Origin of the sequence: Streptomyces sp. NPDC047453 (genome assembly GCF_040643155.1) — a bacterium.
GTDB lineage: Bacteria > Actinomycetota > Actinomycetes > Streptomycetales > Streptomycetaceae > Streptomyces.
Window position 1 is genome coordinate 1 of sequence record NZ_JBEYTS010000059.1, and the last position, 14,371, is coordinate 14,371.

A 14,371-nucleotide genomic window follows, 5' to 3' on the forward strand; every position below is an offset into this window, starting at 1 on the left:
CAGCCAACCGCTGCAGGCCCTCACGGCCGATTATCGCTGCCCGCTCACCGCCTTGACTATCCATAAGCGCAGTGTGGTTGGCCGATGGAGCGAAGCTTCGGCTGGATCATGATGCACCGTCGCCTTGCTCGCGACTACGAGTCCAAACCCGCCCACTCCGAGAGCATGATCCGCCTCGCGATGATCTCCAACCTCGCGAAACGAGCCACCGGAGAAATAGTCATAGTCTGGCACAAACCATGAACTACCACTTCTTTAATCCGAACGTCCTCTGAGTACGCGTCACTCCTGCTTCGTCGACGAAGGACGTGGGGCCGGCGGCGAGTGCGAGCTCGGCGTTCGACTGGACGAAGTCAGCGACGACGTCCGGCCACGCCGAGCAGAGACTGGGTCACGGCCATGGCACCGTCCGCAATGCCTTGAAGGCAGGCGCACCGCACCTGCGGCCCGTACTGCATGAGGGCACCACCCAAGATCAACGGCGGATGCTCCAGCGAGGTCTGATCGACATCGGCCTCCTGCACAACGAAGTCCCTGAACTCCCGTCCAGCCGAGTGTTCAGTCACAGCTTCGGCTGCGCCATCCGCAATACCTTGAAGGTTTCCCTGGACGGGCCCGTGACCTTCCGCGACCTCGACGGCCTGCGGGTCATGGCGCACTCCGAGAACCCCGATGAGGAGATGCGCCTGCGGGCAGTGGCTGCGGCCGGGAAGGTCAGCATCGACTGGCTGTTTCGGAGGTTCTCCGAGCACGCCGCCCTGAACGAGGGGATTGACACCTGCCGCAACAACCTCAAGGACGACGCCACCGTCGTCGTCCTCAACTGGCACGGACCGGCCGGGCACGACCGGCGCAACGCCGTCCGAGGGCCGGATCGCGGGTGACGCTCCGCGGCGTTTCATCGGCGCGGCCCAACGCGGCACCCCGTTCTTGGCCGAACGGACAGCTCACGGCAGGGCCCAGCTCACGATGCTGGAGCAAATCCGTCGACCGGAGGCTCCGCTGTGCCCGATCGCCAAGCCGTGGTGAACCGAAATACCCTACGAAGCAACGCCGTTGAGGCCGAGGAGCAGGAGGCCGCGCTGCTCGCCGACATCGAGCGGCTCGTGCGGTGCGAGTCGCCCTCGGACGACCTGACGGCCGTGGCCCGGAGCGCGGAGACCGTGGCCCGGGTCGGGGCCGCCCGGATCGGGGCCGAGGCCGAGCGCGTCGTCATCGACGGCCGGACTCACCTGCGGTGGCGCTTCGGCGGCACCCCGCGCGTCCTGCTCCTGGGGCATCACGACACGGTCTGGCCCATCGGATCGCTGGACGACCGTCCTTTCGAGGTCCGGGACGGCGTACTGCGGGGCCCCGGCTGTTTCGACATGAAGGCGGGCCTGGCCATGGCGTTCCACGCGCTGGCGGCGCTGGCCGGGGCGCACCTGGGCCAATCCGGCTCCGCGCACCCGCTGGACGGTGTCACCCTGCTCGTTACCGGCGACGAGGAGCCGGGCTCGCCCACGTCCAGGGAGCTGATCGAGCGGGAGGCGCGCGGCTGTACGGCCGCGCTCGTGCTCGAGGCCGCGGGGCCGGGGGGAGCGCTGAAGACCCGGCGCAAGGGGGTCTCACGCTACGAGGTGCTGGTGCACGGGCGGGCCGCGCACTCCGGGCTCGAACCGGAACGTGGTGTGAACGCGACGGTCGAGGCCGCCCACCAGGTCATGGCGGTGGCCGGGACGGGGGACCCGCGACGCGGGACCACCGTCACGCCGACCTGTATGGCCGCGGGCACCACGAGCAACACCGTGCCCGCGTCGGCCCGTTTCGACGTCGACGTCCGGGTCTGGGACACCGCCGAGCAGGACCGGGTGGACCGTGCGATGCGCGGCCTGAGGGCCCGGCTGCCCGGCGCGGCGGTGGAGGTGCGCGGCGGCCCGAACCGTCGGCCGCTGGAGGCTTCGCAGACCTTGTTCGACCGGGCAAGCCGGATCGCGCGGGAACTCGGGCTGGCGCCGCTCACCGAGGTGGCCGTCGGCGGCGCCTCGGACGGGAACTTCACCGCGGGCGTGGATACCCCCACCCTCGACGGTCTGGGTGCGGTCGGCGGCGGCGCGCACGCCGAGGACGAGCACGTGCTGGTGGCGGAGTTGGTGCCGCGCACGCGGCTGCTTACGGCGCTGGTGGCGGAGCTGCTACGGGAGCCAGACGGCTGTCCGGGCGCACAAGGCGGCCAGGGCGATCCTGTGCGTCCGTACCAGCTGCCGGACGAACGGGGCTGAAACCATGACTGACGTGAGTGACCTTCTGCACGACCGCACCGCGCCCCCTTCTCCACTCCCCGCCGCCGCGTACGCCGTGGCCGACGCCGCCGCGCGCGCCGCCGGTGTCGGCATCCGCACCTTGGACAGCGTCGCCGACCTGGAAGTCGTCCGGCGCCTGTACGAGCGGATCTGGCGGACCGGCGAGAGCAGTCCGGTGGTGACGGCCGACCTGCTGCGGGCCCTGGCGAAGGCCGGCAGTTACATCAGCGGCGCCTACCGCGGAGGTGAACTGGTCGGCTCCTGCTTCGGATTCTTCTCGCCGCCCGCGCGCGGCGCCCTGCACAGTCACATCGCCGGGGTGCTGCCCGGTGCCCGGCGGCGCAACATCGGCTTCGCCCTGAAACTGCACCAGCGGGCCTGGGCGTTGGCCCAGGGGGTGGGCGAGATCTGCTGGACGTACGACCCGCTCGTGCGGCGCAACGCGTACTTCAACCTCGCCAAGCTGGCCGCCGAACCGGCCGAGTACCTGCCGGACTTCTACGGGCCGATCGACGACAGGATCAACCGGAGCGACCACAGCGATCGGATCCTGGTGCGGTGGACGCTGGCCGCGCCGGACACCGCGGCAGCCTGCGCCGGCCAGCCGCGGCGGGTCGACGCGCGGGCGGCGCTGGCCCGGGGGGCGGCCGTCGCGCTCGGGGTCTCCCCCGGCGGCGGGCCGTCGGAGGCGCGCACCACGCACGGGGCACGGACCGTCCTGGTGGCCGTCCCTGAGGACATCGAAGGGCTGCGGGAGTGCGATCCGGCCTGCGCGGCGAGCTGGCGCGGCGCGGTACGTGACGTGCTGGGCGGGCTGCTTGCCGACGGCGGGCGGGTCCGCGGGTTCGACCCGGCGGGCTGGTATCTGGTGGACCGTGACGACACCTCACAGGAGACGGCATGAAGATCGAAGGAGTGGAGCTGCGCACCGTCGAGGTGCCCCTGGTCTCCCCGTTCCGCACGTCCTTCGGCACCGAGACCGTGCGCGAGGCGCTGCTGGTGCGGGTGGTCGGCGCGGAGTCCGAGGGCTGGGGCGAGTGCGGGGCGGGCACGGCTCCGCTGTACTCCTCGCAGTACACCCACGGTGCGGTGGACGTGCTCGGCCGCTTCCTGGTCCCGGCACTCGGCGCGGTGCCGGATCTCGCCGGGCACCGGGTGGCCCCGGCGCTCGCGGCGTTCAAGGGGCATCGGATGGCGAAGGCCGCGCTGGAGACGGCGGTGCTGGACGCGGAGCTGAGGGCCCGGGGGGTGTCCTTCGCCGAGGCGCTGGGTGGGGTCCGCGACCGGGTGCCGTGCGGGGTGTCGGTGGGGATCACGGAGTCGGTTCCGGCGCTGCTCGACGTCGTCGGCGGGTATCTGGAGGCCGGCTATCTGCGGATCAAGCTGAAGATCGAACCGGGCTGGGACGTCGAGCCGGTGCGCGCCGTACGCGAACGGTTCGGCGACATCCCGCTGCAGGTGGACGCCAACGCGGCCTACCGGCTGAGCGACGTCCGTCATCTGGCCCGGCTCGACGCCTTCGGCCTGCTGATGCTGGAGCAGCCGCTGGCCGAGGATGACCTGCTCGGCCACGCGGAACTGGCCCGGCGGATCAGCACCCCGATCTGCCTCGACGAATCGATCGTCTCGGCCCGCGCCGCCGCGACCGCCCTCACCCTGGGCGCGTGCCGGGTGGTCAACATCAAGCCGGGCCGGGTGGGCGGCTACCTGGAGGCCCGCCGGATCCACGACGTGTGCGCGGCGCACGACGTGCCCGTCTGGTGCGGCGGCATGCTGGAGACCGGCCTCGGCCGCGCCGCGAACGTGGCGCTCGCCTCGCTGCCCGGCTTCGCCCTGCCCGGCGACACCTCGGCCTCCGACCGCTACTACCGCACCGACCTCACGGAACCGTTCCACCTGGCGGACGGCCATCTCACGGTGCCGACCGGCCCGGGCCTCGGCGTCTCCCCGCTCCCCGAGGTCCTGGCCGAGGTGACCACCTCGACGACCTGGCTGCCGCTGCCGACCTCCTGAGCCGGCGAAGTGCCATCCGGTCCGTCCGGACGGACGGACCGGGTGGCATCCTTTCGTCATGTACGACGAACTCCGGCCGCACAGCCCCGCGCTACGTTCTGCGCTGTGCTCATCCCTATGACCAGACTCCCCCGGGCCGGCCTCGGACGGGTGCTCGAGGAGCTCGGCTCCACCCTGCTCGACGTCATCTGCGGCGACGCCGAACGCGCCGGTGACATCGGCGGGGTCGTCATCCACGACCCGCTCGACGAACCCGAGCTCCCGGACCGGGCCCTGGTCCTCGGCGTCGCCCTGCACGAGCCGGACGACATCGCCCGCGTCCTCACCCAGCTCGGCGAGCGCGGCGCCGTGGCCCTCGTGGTACGCGCGCCCGTCGTCGGGCGTGGTGCTGCTCGCCTTCACGCGCGGCGCCTCCTGGACCCACCTGGCGGGGATGCTGCGCACCCTCACCAGCGACGGCCCCCAGGGCCCGGCGGCGGGCCGGATCGAGTCCGGTGACCTGTTCGCCGTCGCCAACGCCATCGCGGCGCTGCTCGACGCCCCCGTCACCATCGAGGACCGCAACTCACGGCTGCTCGCGTTCTCCAGCCGTCAGAAGGACGTGGACCACTCGCGGGTCCAGACGATCCTGGGCCGTCAGGTCCCCGAGCACTACACCCGCATCCTCAAGGAGCGCGGCGTGTTCCAGACGATCTACCGCAGTGAACGTCCGGTGCACGTCGCCGAGCTGCCCGAGCCGGAGGGCACGGACCAGCCGCGTGAGCTGCCCCGCGCCGCGATCGCAGTGCGGGCCGGGGACGAGATCCTCGGCACGATCTGGGCGGTGGTGTCCGAGCCGTTGAGCGAGGACCGCAGCGAGGCGCTCTACGAGGCGTCGAAGCTGGTGGCTATGCACATGGTGTGGCAGCGCGCCGACGCGGACATGGAGCGGCGAAAGCGGGCGGAGCTGCTCGCCACCGCGCTGGAGAGCGGTCCGGGGACCCCGGAGGCGATCCGCCGGCTCGGTCTGAAGGACGAGCCATGCGTGGTGCTCGCGCTCACCGTCGTGGACGCCGCGGGCGAGCACCGGCTGCCCGCCCGTACGGCCACCGAACGCAAACGCCTCGCCGACGCCTTCGACATGCACCTGGCCGCGGTCCATCCGCGCGCCACCGCGGCGCTGATCGGCGACATCGCCTACGGCGTCCTACCGCAGCTGTCGCAGGACCAGCACGAGGCCGAGGAGCGGGCAGCCAGGATGGCCACCGAGTTCCTGGCCCGGGTGCGCTCACAGCTGCGCCCGCTGATCGGCGTGGGCCCCTACGCGGACGACGCGTCGGCGCTCGCCCGCTCACGGACCGGCGCCGAGCGGGCCCTGCGGGTGCTCCGCTCGGGCAGCCCGGGGCGGCAGGTCGCCCGCCTGGACGACGTCCATGTCGAGGCGCTGCTCTGCGAACTCGCCGACCTCGTCCCGCGGGGTGATCTGCCGAGCGGGGCCGTCGCCCGCGTCATCGCCTACGACGCGACGCACGAGACGAACCTCCTGGAGACGCTGCGGCACTGGCTCGACGCGTTCGGCGACGTCGCGACGGCGGCCGCCGCGATGCTCGTCCACCCCAACACGTTCCGCTACCGCCTGCGGCGGGCGGCCGAGGTGGGCCGGATCGACCTCAACGACCGCTCCGCGCGCCTGTCGGCCATGCTCCAGCTGCACCTGATGGCGCTCAGAGACGCTCCGGGCCGCTGAGCGGCCCGCAGCCGGGCCGTCCAGGCCGAGGACTCCGATCAGGAAGGCCAGCCATTCGGCGTCCTGCGCGACGGCGACCTCGGGCGAGGTGGCCGCGCCGTGTCCCGCCTCAGACGTGCAGCACGATCGGCGCGTCCCCCCGCTGCGCCGCCTGCAGCCGTGCCGTGAACTTGCGCGCATGCCACGGCGCGCACCGCGGATCGGCCGCCCCGGCCTGGACGTAAACGGCGGGGAAGTCGCCGGGTTGGATCAGGTGGTAGGGCGAGAGGCCCAGCAGGCGCCGAACGTCGCCGGGGTCGTCGGGATCGGCCCACGCTTTGCGGATCACGAAGTTCAGATAGGGGTCGCGGATGCCGCCGACGAGGTCGAGGAGCGGGGCCAGCGGCAGCACGGCGCACCACAGGTCGGGCCGCCCGGTGATGGCGATCCCGCACATGAGGCCGCCGTCCGAGCCGCCGGACAGGGCGAGCCGGCTGGGCGCCGTGAGCCCGGAGCCGATCAGGTGCTCCGCCACCGCGATCAGGTCCTGGTCGCGCACCTGCTTGTGTTCCCGGTGCGCGGCCAGGTGCCAGTCCCGGCCGAACTCGCCGCCGCCGCGCAGGTGCGCCTGGACGAGGACACCGCCTGCCGCAACGAACGCGGCCATCTCCGGCTGGTACTGCGGCAGCAGCGGCACGTTGGCCGCCCCGTACGCGGAGATCAGGGTCGGCGCGGGCCCGTCCGGACGGCTGCCCGCCGGACGCACCACGTGGTACGGGATCTCCGTGCCGTCGGCGGCGACGGCATGCTCGTACGTGACCTCGGCGACGAGGGTGACCGCGGGTGCGGACAGCGTCTCGATGCCGGACTCCCCCGGCCGATGCCGGTAGACGCCCCAGGAGCTGGTCAGGGTGGAGAACGCGAACACGAAGTCGTCCGTGGGCGGGCTCACGGCCAGCCCGGTCAGGGCGAAGAACGGGGCGGACAGCGCGCCCTTCCCCGGCAACGGCACCTCTCCGGTGACGACACCGTCGTGGTCGATGACGCGCACCCGGGCGTGGGTCCGGTCGAACTCGCTGAGGTAGAGGTGTTCGCCGACCGGGGTCAGCGACCGCAGTGAGGCTGATCCTTTGGAGTGGACACCCCGACAATGGATCTTGATGGTCCAGGGAGGGATGTCCAGGTGGGACGCAAGTCTCCGTATCCGGAGGAGTTCAGGAAGGACGCTGTCGCGCTCTACCGCGCCGCGGCCGGGAAGCGGACGTACGCGGCGGTGGCCGCGGATCTCGGCATCACCGCGGAGTCGCTTCGGACGTGGGTGCGCAAGGACGAGGCCCAGGCCGTGCCCGAGGGCCACGACGGCAGCGTGAGCGCGGCCGAGGAGCTAGCCCGGTTGCGAGCGGAGAACGCTCGACTGCTCAAGGCCGAGCAGGAGTGGCAGCTGGAGCGCGAGATCCTGCGCCGGGCTGCTGCCTATTTCGCCCGGGAGGTGAAGTGAGCCCCCGCCGCTGGGACTTCATCTCCGACAACCGCGCCGACTTCGGCGTCAAGCGGATCTGCCGGGTGCTTGGAGCGTCCCGCGCTGGCTACTACCGGCACCTGGCCACTGAACAGGCCCGCACCGAGCGCCAGGCCGAGGAGAAGCGGACCGTGAGCGAGATCCGCGCCATCCACGCCGAACACCAGGGCGCCTACGGCGCCCCGCGCGTCCATGCTGAACTGCGTGCAAGAGGACGCAGGATCAACCGCAAGCGCGTCACCCGGCTGATGCGGATCAACCACATCGGCGACCGGCACCTACGCAAGAAGAAGCGGACGACGATCGCGGACAGGACCGCGCCGCCCGCGCCGGACCTGGTGATGCGCGACTTCACCGCGGACACGCTGAACACCAGGTGGTGCGGCGACATCACGTACATAGCCGTCGGCACGACATGGCTCTACCTCGCCACGGTGATCGACATCTGCTCGAGAAAGGTGGTGGGCTGGTCGATCGCCGACCACATGCGCACCTCCCTGGTCACCGACGCGATCGAAATGGCCGTGGCCACCCGCGGCAGCCGGGTCCACGGCGTCGTTTTCCACACCGCCAGGGGCGCCCAATACAGCGCGGCCGCCTTCGCCGAGGTCTGCCGCCGGCACGGCATCCGCCGCAGCATGGGCCAGGTCGGCTCAAGCTATGACTGTCAGTCTTTTCGCACCGGATCCCGCAAGGATCGGGTAGCCCCGGCTGAGGCGGTCTGACTCATGCTTATGACTGACCCCGTGAGTGTCCTGGCGTTGATCTGTCGACCGCCCGGCCGGGCACGCAGCAAGCGCTGCCGCCGGACGGACGTGACCTGATAAGAGCCTGGAGCCGACTCGCCAAAGCGTCCCCGTGACAGTCCTGTCCGTCCGACCGGCGACAGCGTGAACCCCACGCTACCGACCGGAAGGAACTCCGTGCAGACCAGCGAGCAACCCAGATCCGGGCACGTCGTGGTCGGCGTCGACACGCACAAGCACGTGCACGTCGCAGCGGTGATGGACACAATCGGCGGCATCCTGGCCACCCTCACGATTCCCACCGACACCGGCGGCTTCCAGCAACTGGCGGACTGGGCAGGCTTGTTCGGTAACGTTCTGGCCTTCGGGATCGAGGGCACCGGCTCCTACGGCGCCACGTTGACCTCATTCCTGCGCAGGGCCGGTCACAAGGTGGTCGAGGCCGGACGCCCGGACCGGCGGCTGCGGCGCATGAACGGAAAGTCCGACACCCTGGACGCCGAAAACGCCGCCCGCGCCGTGCTGGCCGGGTTTGCGACGGCCACGCCGAAGACCGCCGACGGCGAAGCCGAGATGGTTCGCCAGCTCAAGATCGCCCATGACCAAGCCGTTGAACAGCGTGCGGCGGCGATGGTCACAATCAAGGCGATGCTCGTCCACGCCTCGGACGCCCTGCGTCGGGAGACTGCCGGGAAGACACAGATCAGCCTGGCGCGGCAACTGGCAGCTCTGCGTCCTCGCCGTCTGGAAGGACCCGAGGACGCCCTTCGGCACACCCTGCGAACGCTCGCCAAGCGGTGGCAGTACCTGGACGCCGAGGCCAAGGAACTGACGAAGATGATTGGCGACCTGGTCCAGCGGGTCGCCCCGCAACTGCTCGAGCCCTTCGGCATCGGCGTGGACACGGCCGCGGAGATCCTCGTGGTGACCGGCGACAACCCCGAGCGGATCAAGTCTGAAGCCGCCCTCGCCAAGCTCGCGGGCATCGCTCCCGTGCCCACCGGCTCCGGCATGACTGGCGGCAGGCATCGCATCAACCACGGTGGCCACCGCCAGCTGAACGCCGCGATCTACAGAACCGTCATCGTCCGAATGCAGTTTCACCAGCCCACGATCGACTACGTCGCCCGCCGCACCGCCGAGGGCAAGACGAAACGCGAGATCATCAGATGCCTCAAGCGCTACGTCATCCGCGAGGTCTACCACCTGCTTCGGCCGGCGCCACGGAGGGCCACCGCGGCGAGTTGACAACTATAGGAGTCGACCGTTCACCTGCGGTGACGCCCCGCGGGCGTGAAAATCGGTACAGGGGCTGTCCGCCGACGCCGCTTGATGTTTGGGCTGTGAGCCCGCATAGGAGTCTGGTGAGGGAGTCGTCCGAGGGGGCCGCACACTGTCGCCTTGAGCACGCCGATCAGCTTCTCCGTTACCCCTTTGGCTTCCCGGGCAGCCCCTGCCTGCACCAGCGCACCAGGGGGTATGTCATGGAGGAGTTGGGAGAAGACCACGACGACGGGACGGTCGCCAGGGTTGCGGCGATCGACATCGCGAAGGCGTCCGGGATGGTCTGCCTGCGCGTCCCGCACGACATCATCGAAGGCCGACGTGTTCAGAAGGTCTGGACGGTCGCCTCGACCACGAACACGATCCTCGAACTCGGCGACCGGCTTCTGTGCCAAGGCGTCGAGCGGGTGGTCATGGAAGCGACAGGCTCGTACTGGCGCCCGTTCTTCTATCTGCTGGAGGCTCGCGGCCTGGACTGCTGGCTCGTCAACGCCCGTGACGTGAAGAACGTCCCCGGGCGCCCGAAGACGGACAAGTTGGACGCGGTCTGGCTGGCCAAGCTCGCCGAACGCGGCATGGTCCGCGCCTCATTCGTCCCACCGAAGCCGGTGCGACAGCTGCGGGACTACACCCGCACCCGCACCGTGTTCGTCCAGGAACGCACCCGGCACAAGCACCGCGTCGACAAGGCCCTGCAGGACGCGCAGATCAAACTGTCCGGCGTCGTCTCGGACCTGTTCGGCATGTCCGGGCGTGCCATGCTCGACGCGATGGTCGCCGGGGAACGCAACCCGCGCACCCTGGCCGACCTCGCCAAGGGCAACCTGGTCAAGAAGAAGCCAGCCCTCATCGAGGCCCTGACGGGGCAGTTCGAAGACCACCACGCCCGGCTGCTGCGGGTGCTGCTGTCCACCGTCGACCACCTCACCGCACAGATTGACGAACTCGGCCGGCTGATCGCCCTGACGCTGGAGGAGATCACCACCCCGCCAGGCAGCACAGGAACCGGGGACGAGGCCGCTGCGGTCAGTGCGCGGACCCTGGCCGAGAAGCTGGACGCCGTCCCCGGGATCGGGCCGGCCACCGCGCAGATCATCCTCGCCGAGATCGGCGCGGACATGAGCCGCTTCCCCACCCCTGAACACCTGGTGTCCTGGGCCAAGTTGTGCCCCCGCACGATCCAGTCCGGAGCGAAGAACACCTCAGGGCCAGCCGGGCAGGGAAACCCCTGGCTCAAGGGCGCTCTCGGTGAGGCTGCCAACGCTGCCGCCCGCACCGACACCTTCCTCGGCGCCCGCTACCGGCGCATCGTCAAACGCCGCGGCCATGCCAAAGCTCTGGTCGCCGTCGCCCGCTCGATACTCGTCATCTCCTGGCACCTGATCAACGACCCGGACGCCTCCTACCAGGAGCTCGGTGCCGACTGGCACCGCCGCCACCTCGATCCCGTCCGCAAAACCCGCGACCTCGTCCGCCAACTCCAGGCCCTCGGCCACCAAGTCGCCCTCAGCCCAGCATCAACCTGACCGTCCCGTCTCACCGTCATCCGGGCCGCAAGCGGCCCGGATGCTGCCGCCTGCCCTCCCGCACATCGATTTTCCGATCAGCGTCAATGCCCTCGCCGAGTCGTTCTTCCAGGGCCTCAAACGCGAATTGCTCCATGGCCGCCGCTGGACCTCGAAGGCACAGACCCGGCTGGAGCTGTTCCGCTGGCTGTCGTACTACAACCGGCGCCGTCGGCACTCCGCGCTCGGCTACCTCACACCAGCCGAGTTCGAACAGCAACTGATCACGTCACGTACGCTGTCACTCGTCGCATGAAACCCGGTGTCCACTCCCGGGGATCAACCTCAACCAGGTCGTCGACCGAGCGGGTGGACACGCCATGGACGTAGGCCTCCATGATGACGGCGAACAGGGCCTGGTCGATGCGGCGGCGCCGCTCCAGCAGGCTCGGGAGCAAGCTGCCCGAGCCCAGCTTGGGTATGGCCAGGTCCAGGTCACCGCCCTGCGTGGTCAGTGTCTTGTCGCGGTGCCCGTTACGCAAGGCGGTACGTGCCTCGGTGTGCTCGTTCCACTCCGCGCCGATCCTCGCGGTCGCCTCGGCCTCGATCAGTTCATGCAGCATCCGCTCGGCCACGGAACGGACGAGTTCGAGCCCGTCCGCCGAACGCAGTGACTCCAGCAGCCGAAGTAAGTCATGCTTGGTGGGGCAGGAGCCAGCGCACAGGGATGTCCGTTCCGGCCTGAAGGGTCAATCTGACTCCCCGGCAGTGGGGATTTTCATGATCCACTCCCCGCTCATTCCCGGGGCGCCGGGGCGGCGTCCTACCGCGCTAACTAGCGCAGAGCGTGAGAGACGACCAGTTTGTAGGCCTGCAGGCCTCCCTCACGGCGAGTCAGTGGTGGCCGTATTCGTGCAGCCGCCGGGACTCCCCACCGCACCCGCGCACCCAGACCCGCCGGCCCGATGGCGGGCACGAACCATCTAGATAACGGACCAATAACGGGTCTAGTCCACAGCTGGGGTTCGGCTGTGGTTCCGCCATGTGTTCCCTCGTCGACACTCGCGGCAATGAGCCTGTGACGCCGCGGCTGGTCCACGAATCCCCAACGACTTCGCCATCACGACGAGACGAGGCATCTCCATGTCGAACAACGAGGACAACTTCGTAGAGCCCGAGTCGGGCGCCATGCCCGCTGCGAGTGCGCCCTCCTCGGGGCGGCACTTCACGCGCCGCAAGTTCTTCCATGCCGCCGGGGTGACGGCCGCGGCCGGTGCCGCGGTGTACGCCGGGCTGGGTGCCGATCGCCTGCAGGCATCCGCTGCGGCGATGCCGAAGGGCCGGACCGGCACCATCGCCGACCTGAAGCACATCGTCATCGTCACCCAGGAGAACCGGTCCTTCGACCACATCTTCGGCACGCTGAACCTTCCGGGCGCGCGCGGCTTCAACGACAAGCAGGCGCTGACCTGGCAGAACGGGCGGACCAACTTCTACGAGCCGAACAGCCGCGCCGAGGGCTATCTCCTGCCGTACCGCGCGGACACCACGAAGTACAACGCGCAGAACACCAGCAGCCGCATGTTCTACTTCGAGGAGCAGGACGTGCCGTTCCACCACGCCATAGCGAAGGCGTGGACGGTGGCCGACCACTACCACTGCTCGCTCAACACCAGCACCGACCCGAACCGCATCATGATGTGGACCGGCACGAACGACCCGCAGGGCGTCCTCGGCGGTGGCCCGCGCATCAACAACAGCCAGAACGGCCAGTTCCTGTTCCAGTGGGAGACCTACCCGGAGGTCCTCCAGAAGGCGGGCGTCACCTGGCAGATGTACCTCGACAACAACAAGGACGTCGGCTGGTTCGGCGACTACGAGGACAACACGCTGCGCGACTTCGCGCGTTACAACCCGGCGAACGCCACAGCGGCCGACTTCGAGCCGGGCAAGGGTCTCATCGCCCGCGCGAACATCACCGCGTCGTACACGAACCCGCCGGCGGATCAGAAGAACGACCGATCCAACCTCGATTACGTGCTGCGCGACTTCATCGCCGACTGCGCTGCGGGCACCCTGCCGCAGGTCTCTTGGGTCACCTCGCCGGCCTCGTGGAGCGAGCACCCGAACCACTCCCCCAATGACGGCGCGATCTATGTCGACCGCGTCATCCAGGCCGTGCACGACAACCCGGAGCTGTGGGACTCGACCCTCATCATCCTCAACTACGACGAGCCCAACGGCGCCAACCGCGTCGGCCAGGGCGGCTTCTTCGACCATGTCCTGCCTCCCATCCCCGAGGACGGCACACCGGGCGAGGGTGCGCCGGGTCTGAACCCGGGCTTCGGCGGTCGCGTCCCGCTCGTGATGATCTCCCCCTGGACCCGCGGCGGCTACGTCTGCTCGGAGGTCTTCGACCACACCTCGACGATCATGCTGCTCGAGCAGTGGACCACCGCCCTCGGCAAGCCGGCCATCTGCAAGCACATCAGCGCCTGGCGCCGTACGGTCGCAGGCGACATGCTCTCGGCGATCGACTTCACCAGCTTCGACAACTCGTTCCCGTCGCTGCCGACCCCGGCAAGCCTGGCCGCGGTCGTCGACAAAAACAAGACGCTGCCGCCCGTGCCGCAGCCGCCGGTCGGCGAGCAGGTCATGCCGACGCAGGACAGCACCGGCCCGCTCAAGGTCCGCCCGCTCTCGTTCCACCAGCACGCCACGCTGGTCGAGGACCGCACCGCCGGCACGGTCACCGCGGCCATGAGCTTCGACGGCGGTCGCCCGGGCAAGGGTGCGAGCATGCTGGTCTTCCCCGACAAGTACCTCCCGCAGCAGACGTACGGCACGCCGTACACGGTCAGCAACACCCACCCGCGCACCTACATGTGGGACGCGACACAGACCGGTGGTCAGTACGCGTTCTCGATCTACGGCCCGGACCGCTTCGTTCGTACGTTCGCCGGCCAGGTCGTCCCGGCCGCGCAGACCGACGGCGCCATCCCGCGGATCGAGGTCGAGCTGGTCCGCGGCTCGGGTGCCAGCCAGCAGGTCAAGCTCACCCTCCACAGCGACGGCTCGCAGGCCGTGATCTTCGAGCTGGTCGCCAACGACTTCCTCGATCGCGACCAGGCCATCTCGGTGGCTGCGGGCGCGTCGAAGGTCGTCACCTGGCCGACCAAGTCGGGCTACTACGACATCGTCATCACCGCCAAGGGGGTCGACGGCTGGAAGCAGCGCTACGCCGGCCGCGTCGCCCAGAGCTGAGCGACATGCACCCGGCACTTGATCCTCAAGGGCCGCCGACTGACGGGGGGCCA

The 14,371-nt window shown here is 69.9% G+C and carries 10 protein-coding genes and 4 pseudogenes; 12 read left to right on the forward strand and 2 right to left on the reverse strand.

The window, feature by feature from the left end:
* Positions 1-78 precede the first annotated feature (78 nt).
* The 7 genes and pseudogenes from ABZ818_RS32615 to ABZ818_RS32645 all read left to right on the forward strand — a co-directional run.
* Positions 79-243 (forward strand): annotated as a pseudogene (locus tag ABZ818_RS32615) (IS5/IS1182 family transposase); the annotation flags it as partial.
* Positions 244-308: 65 nt separating this feature from the next.
* Complete coding sequence (locus ABZ818_RS32620; protein ID WP_361422657.1) at positions 309-884, forward strand: hypothetical protein; 576 nt, start codon at positions 309-311, stop codon at positions 882-884.
* A gap of 138 nt (positions 885-1,022) precedes the next feature.
* Positions 1,023-2,261, forward strand: a complete 1,239-nt coding sequence (locus ABZ818_RS32625) for a M20 family metallopeptidase (RefSeq protein ID WP_361422660.1) — start codon at positions 1,023-1,025, stop codon at positions 2,259-2,261.
* Positions 2,262-2,274: 13 nt separating this feature from the next.
* A complete protein-coding gene (locus ABZ818_RS32630) occupies positions 2,275-3,186 on the forward strand; it encodes a GNAT family N-acetyltransferase (RefSeq protein WP_361422663.1) in 912 nt (303 codons plus the stop codon).
* Positions 3,183-4,295, forward strand: coding sequence for an o-succinylbenzoate synthase (gene menC / locus ABZ818_RS32635; protein WP_361422666.1), 1,113 nt, complete (start codon positions 3,183-3,185; stop codon positions 4,293-4,295). The genes ABZ818_RS32630 and menC overlap by 4 nt, the downstream gene beginning before the upstream one ends.
* A 117-nt stretch (positions 4,296-4,412) precedes the next feature.
* Positions 4,413-4,793 carry a hypothetical protein gene (locus tag ABZ818_RS32640; protein ID WP_361422669.1) on the forward strand — a complete coding sequence of 127 codons (381 nt, stop codon included), beginning with the start codon at positions 4,413-4,415 and terminating at the stop codon, positions 4,791-4,793.
* A complete protein-coding gene (locus tag ABZ818_RS32645) occupies positions 4,729-6,021 on the forward strand; it encodes a helix-turn-helix domain-containing protein (protein WP_361422672.1) in 1,293 nt (430 codons plus the stop codon). The genes ABZ818_RS32640 and ABZ818_RS32645 overlap by 65 nt, the downstream gene beginning before the upstream one ends.
* 109 nt (positions 6,022-6,130) lie before the next feature.
* Here ABZ818_RS32645 and ABZ818_RS32650 read toward each other — a convergent pair whose 3' ends face one another.
* Positions 6,131-7,051, reverse strand: coding sequence for a prolyl oligopeptidase family serine peptidase (locus tag ABZ818_RS32650; RefSeq protein ID WP_361422675.1), 921 nt, complete (start codon positions 7,049-7,051; stop codon positions 6,131-6,133).
* Between the two features lie 132 nt (positions 7,052-7,183).
* On the opposite strand from ABZ818_RS32650, the pseudogene ABZ818_RS32655 reads away from it, so the two are divergent.
* From ABZ818_RS32655 to ABZ818_RS32670, 4 genes and pseudogenes are all read left to right on the forward strand, one after another.
* A pseudogene (locus tag ABZ818_RS32655) lies at positions 7,184-8,217 on the forward strand (IS3 family transposase); the annotation flags it as partial.
* Between the two features lie 225 nt (positions 8,218-8,442).
* Positions 8,443-9,513, forward strand: a complete 1,071-nt coding sequence (locus ABZ818_RS32660; RefSeq protein WP_361422678.1) for an IS110 family transposase — start codon at positions 8,443-8,445, stop codon at positions 9,511-9,513.
* 236 nt (positions 9,514-9,749) lie between these two features.
* Positions 9,750-11,075 carry an IS110 family transposase gene (locus ABZ818_RS32665; protein WP_361422681.1) on the forward strand — a complete coding sequence of 442 codons (1,326 nt, stop codon included), beginning with the start codon at positions 9,750-9,752 and terminating at the stop codon, positions 11,073-11,075.
* Between the two features lie 85 nt (positions 11,076-11,160).
* Positions 11,161-11,370 (forward strand): annotated as a pseudogene (locus ABZ818_RS32670) (integrase core domain-containing protein); the annotation flags it as partial.
* 31 nt (positions 11,371-11,401) lie between these two features.
* Here ABZ818_RS32670 and ABZ818_RS32675 read toward each other — a convergent pair.
* A pseudogene (locus ABZ818_RS32675) lies at positions 11,402-11,725 on the reverse strand (transposase); the annotation flags it as partial.
* Between the two features lie 472 nt (positions 11,726-12,197).
* Here ABZ818_RS32675 and ABZ818_RS32680 point away from each other — a divergent pair.
* Positions 12,198-14,318, forward strand: a complete 2,121-nt coding sequence (locus tag ABZ818_RS32680) for an alkaline phosphatase family protein (RefSeq protein ID WP_361422684.1) — start codon at positions 12,198-12,200, stop codon at positions 14,316-14,318.
* Positions 14,319-14,371 lie beyond the last annotated feature (53 nt).

Bases quoted from the DNA above. Each gene is read 5' to 3' on its own strand.
- ABZ818_RS32645 (WP_361422672.1), top strand. From the start codon at position 4,729: ATGCTGCGCACCCTCACCAGCGACGGCCCCCAGGGCCCGGCGGCGGGC.
- ABZ818_RS32680 (WP_361422684.1), top strand. From the start codon at position 12,198: ATGTCGAACAACGAGGACAACTTCGTAGAGCCCGAGTCGGGCGCCATG.
- ABZ818_RS32665 (WP_361422681.1), top strand. From the start codon at position 9,750: ATGGAGGAGTTGGGAGAAGACCACGACGACGGGACGGTCGCCAGGGTT.
- ABZ818_RS32640 (WP_361422669.1), top strand. From the start codon at position 4,413: ATGACCAGACTCCCCCGGGCCGGCCTCGGACGGGTGCTCGAGGAGCTC.
- menC (WP_361422666.1), top strand. From the start codon at position 3,183: ATGAAGATCGAAGGAGTGGAGCTGCGCACCGTCGAGGTGCCCCTGGTC.